2 protein-coding genes and 1 pseudogene are annotated in these 3,469 nt (G+C 52.5%); all 3 read right to left on the minus strand.

Annotated features, from left to right (window positions below; all coding sequences use genetic code 11):
* A pseudogene (locus tag JX325_RS13855) lies at positions 1-329 on the minus strand (AraC family transcriptional regulator); the annotation flags it as partial.
* A gap of 117 nt (positions 330-446) precedes the next feature.
* Positions 447-1,796 (minus strand): radical SAM protein, encoded by a 1,350-nt coding sequence (locus tag JX325_RS13860; protein WP_204791680.1) that lies wholly within the window; start codon positions 1,794-1,796, stop codon positions 447-449.
* 123 nt (positions 1,797-1,919) lie between these two features.
* A complete protein-coding gene (locus tag JX325_RS13865; protein ID WP_204791681.1) occupies positions 1,920-3,293 on the minus strand; it encodes an MATE family efflux transporter in 1,374 nt (457 codons plus the stop codon).
* Positions 3,294-3,469: the final 176 nt, after the last annotated feature.

Consider the following 3,469-nt stretch of genomic DNA (forward strand, 5'->3'; position numbering starts at 1 on the left):
CTCCCCTCCCGTCCTTCGCGGCAATGGTTGATTTCCAGAATGTCGCTGTCAACCGCACTATCCCACTTACAGCCTGCCGCCTCAAAGTCGTTGTAAATAAGCTGGATGCCTGGATAGACCTGATAGACAGTCATTAGCCCAAGGCCATCTGAGCAATCTAACTTATAGACAGTGCAGTATCCCTCGCTATCCTTCGGGATAGCCGCAGACAGGCCCCTTGCGTTTGTAATAGGGCTTTCACTCATAGGCGTTTTCTCCGTTATTCCAGTGGTTTCAAGCTGATGGGCCAGGGTATTTCTGGCATCTTTGATTATATATTTTTTCTCCATAATAGACCGCTCCATTTGGTAGGTTTTTAACTCCAATCAGTAATTATATACCATTTGGATGGTCTATTCAAACGTGCAAAGGGCCAGTGCTTTCAAAGCACCAGCCCTTTTATCACGTTACTTTTCTTTCGAGTTCTGCCAGAGCGTATCCGCCATTCCTTGCCAGCAGGCCGCGTAGGAATCACACTTCTCACAAAGATGATCTACGGATTCCGGCGATTGCAGATCAGTGGATTTCGCCCCGGTGCGCTTCACCATATCCCGCAAAATTTCCGGGTTCTCCAGCATGGGACAGGGCCGCAGCATATTCTCATTAAACGGCTGGCCGTCATGGTAGGCCATAAAGAGGGGGCTTTTCAGCGCATCCAGCAGACTGCAATCGTGGATGTTCACATTGGAGTAGTGGATGAATACACACGGCTCCACATCGCCAGCGGCGTTGATATGCAGATAGTTCCGGCCCCCGGCGATACAGCCGCCCACATACTCGGCATCGTTCTGGAAGTCCATGCTGAAAATCGGTTTCGTTTCCCGGAAATGGCGCACCCGCTCATAGACTGCTTTCCTCTGCTCTGGCGAGGGCAGCAAAGCGGGGACGGCCTCGTTCCCCACTGGCATATAGTGGAAGAACCACACAAACATAGCCCCGGCCTCGATCATCATATCGAAGAAGGCTTCGCTGCTGATGTCCTCGTAGTTGGCGCTGGTATAACAGGTGGAAATGCCAAATGGGAGCTTATGCTCTTTCAGCAGCCGCATAGCGTTCTGTACCTTCTCATATACGCCTTGTCCACGCCGCCCATCGTTGGCCTGTTCAAAGCCCTCCAAACTGATGGCCGGGACGAAGTTCTTGACCCGCAGCATCTCCCGACAAAATTCCTCGTCAATCAGCGTTCCGTTGGTGAACGAGAGAAACTCGCAGTCGGGGTGCATTTCACACAGGGTAATCAGGTCTTTCTTCCGCACCATAGGCTCCCCGCCGGTGTAGATATACATATATGTTCCCAACTCTTTGCCCTGGCGCACGATGCTGTCAATGGTTTCAAGGCTCAGGTTCAGCTTATGGCCGTACTCCGCCGCCCAGCAGCCGGTACAGTGGAGATTGCAGGCGGAAGTGGGGTCAAGCAGGATTGCCCAGGGGATATTGCAGCCCTCCCGCTGACGGATTTCCTCTTGCAACGCACCGCCTTTGAGAGAGGCATTGATGATGAAGTTCTGGAAGAACGTCTTTCGGACACCCGTATCCAGTTGATAGGCTTTCAAAAGGAGCTGATACCAGTTGCCCTTTTCCTCAATGGCTTTACGGAAAGCGGCCCGCTGGCCCTCATACCAGCCGTCAGGCAGTACCTTGTCCATCAGGCCCATAGCTTTGGGAATGTTCTGCTCCGGGTCTTGCTCCAGATAGTTGAGCGTAGCGGTAACAGCGGCAGAAAAAGCGGTATTCTTGACCGCGCTAAGAATATTCATTTGCTTTATCTCCTAACAGCTTACTTACTGCCCCAAATCACACGATCCCACAGCCACCATGCGGCAGCGCCAATAACGGCGAGGATCGCCAGAGGGCATAATAATTTTTTCATATCGGCCTCCCTACTTGTCCACAATGGAGGTTGCGGGCATTTTACGGAACTCCGAGAGCATCATGGCAATCGTGATAACGACCAGGATTGCGTCCGTCAGAGCAATCGCCAGCCAGACGCCCCGGATACCCATACCGCCCACTATCGGCAGCAGTACGCACAGCGGGATGAACAGGATAATCTGCCGGAACAGCACCAGCCAAGTGGCTCTGTTGGCCTTGCCCAGCGACTGGAACAGCGTCACAGCAATTAGAAAGCTGCCTTGCAGAATGTAGGTGCTGAACATGATACGGAAGTTGGTTGCTCCCGATTCTGCAATCCCCGGAGTAGTCAGGAACATAGACAAAATTTTATCCGGGAACAGTTCGACAGGGATATAGAACACCAGGGACAGTACCGTGGCGGCGGTGATGAATACGCCCGTCAGCTTTTTTACCCGGTCATAGTCTTTTGCTCCGTAGTTTGTACCAGCGGCAGGTTGGAATCCTTGGCTGATGCCCCACAGCGGTACAAACGAGAAATTCCAGAACCGCAGTGCCGCTCCCAAAAGAAGCTGGGAGGTATCGCCGCCATAGACGGATGCCACGCGGTAGATCACCGTCTGCTGAACTAAGGTCAAAACCTGCATGAGCAGAGCGGAAACGCCCACGGCGAGGACTTGCGGCAACAGTGTCCCATCAATACGGATGCGCCCGATTTTCACATTGGGGCTTTTCTTTTTGAAGTACCACAGTGTCACAGCAGCCTGAATAAACTGAGAGAGAATCGTGGCGTATGCCGCAGCCTCTATGCCCATGCCGTGGGGTTCGAGAATGGTGATAAAAATAGGGTCGAGGATGATGTTGAGAATCGCGCCACTGGCAATAATGGTCATGGCCTTTTTCAACTGTCCCTCTCCACGGATGACCATATTGGCGCTCTGGAAGAAGTTCACGAACAGGGAACCGGCGAATACGATCCGCAGATACTTCTCTGCATAGGTCAGGATGTTGTCGCTGGCCCCGGTCAGGGATAAGAGCTGCCGGGTGAATACCATGCCGATCACCATGTAGACCACGGACATCAGAAGCACCATAGCAACCAAATTGCCCATGATCTTCTTTACTGTGTCCTGGTCTTTCTTTCCGATAGCGCGGGACAGCACTGAAGCGGAACCGACGCCGATCATGGCGGCGGAACCGGCGTTGATAAGAGTGAACGGGTAGGACATGGAGACGGCTCCCATCTGCACATCTCCGACCATCTGGCCGACAAAGATGGAATCCATCATGTTGTAAAGCCCTACGACCACCATGCCCAGGACGGCGGGGATCGCCAGCTCTATCATCAGCGGAAACGGGCTTTTGGTCAGCAGCTTCGTTCTTGTGTCAAGCGGTTGTTGCATGATTGCACCTCCTTAAAGATTAGCCATATCTAACCATCTGTAAGTATATCGAAAACAATGCGCGTTGTCCGCTCCAAAACGGAGGATTTACAATCCAGACAGGAGCAGAAAAAGGGAGTGGAAAGATGAAATTCTCTCCGCTCCCTGTGCTATTGCGCCATCTCTTCCAGCAGTTT

It is taken from the genome of Oscillibacter sp. CU971 (assembly GCF_905219725.1).
Taxonomy (GTDB): Bacteria; Bacillota; Clostridia; order Oscillospirales; family Oscillospiraceae; genus Oscillibacter.

Bases quoted from the DNA above. Each gene is read 5' to 3' on its own strand.
- JX325_RS13865 (WP_204791681.1), bottom strand. From the start codon at position 3,293: ATGCAACAACCGCTTGACACAAGAACGAAGCTGCTGACCAAAAGCCCG.
- JX325_RS13860 (WP_204791680.1), bottom strand. From the start codon at position 1,796: ATGAATATTCTTAGCGCGGTCAAGAATACCGCTTTTTCTGCCGCTGTT.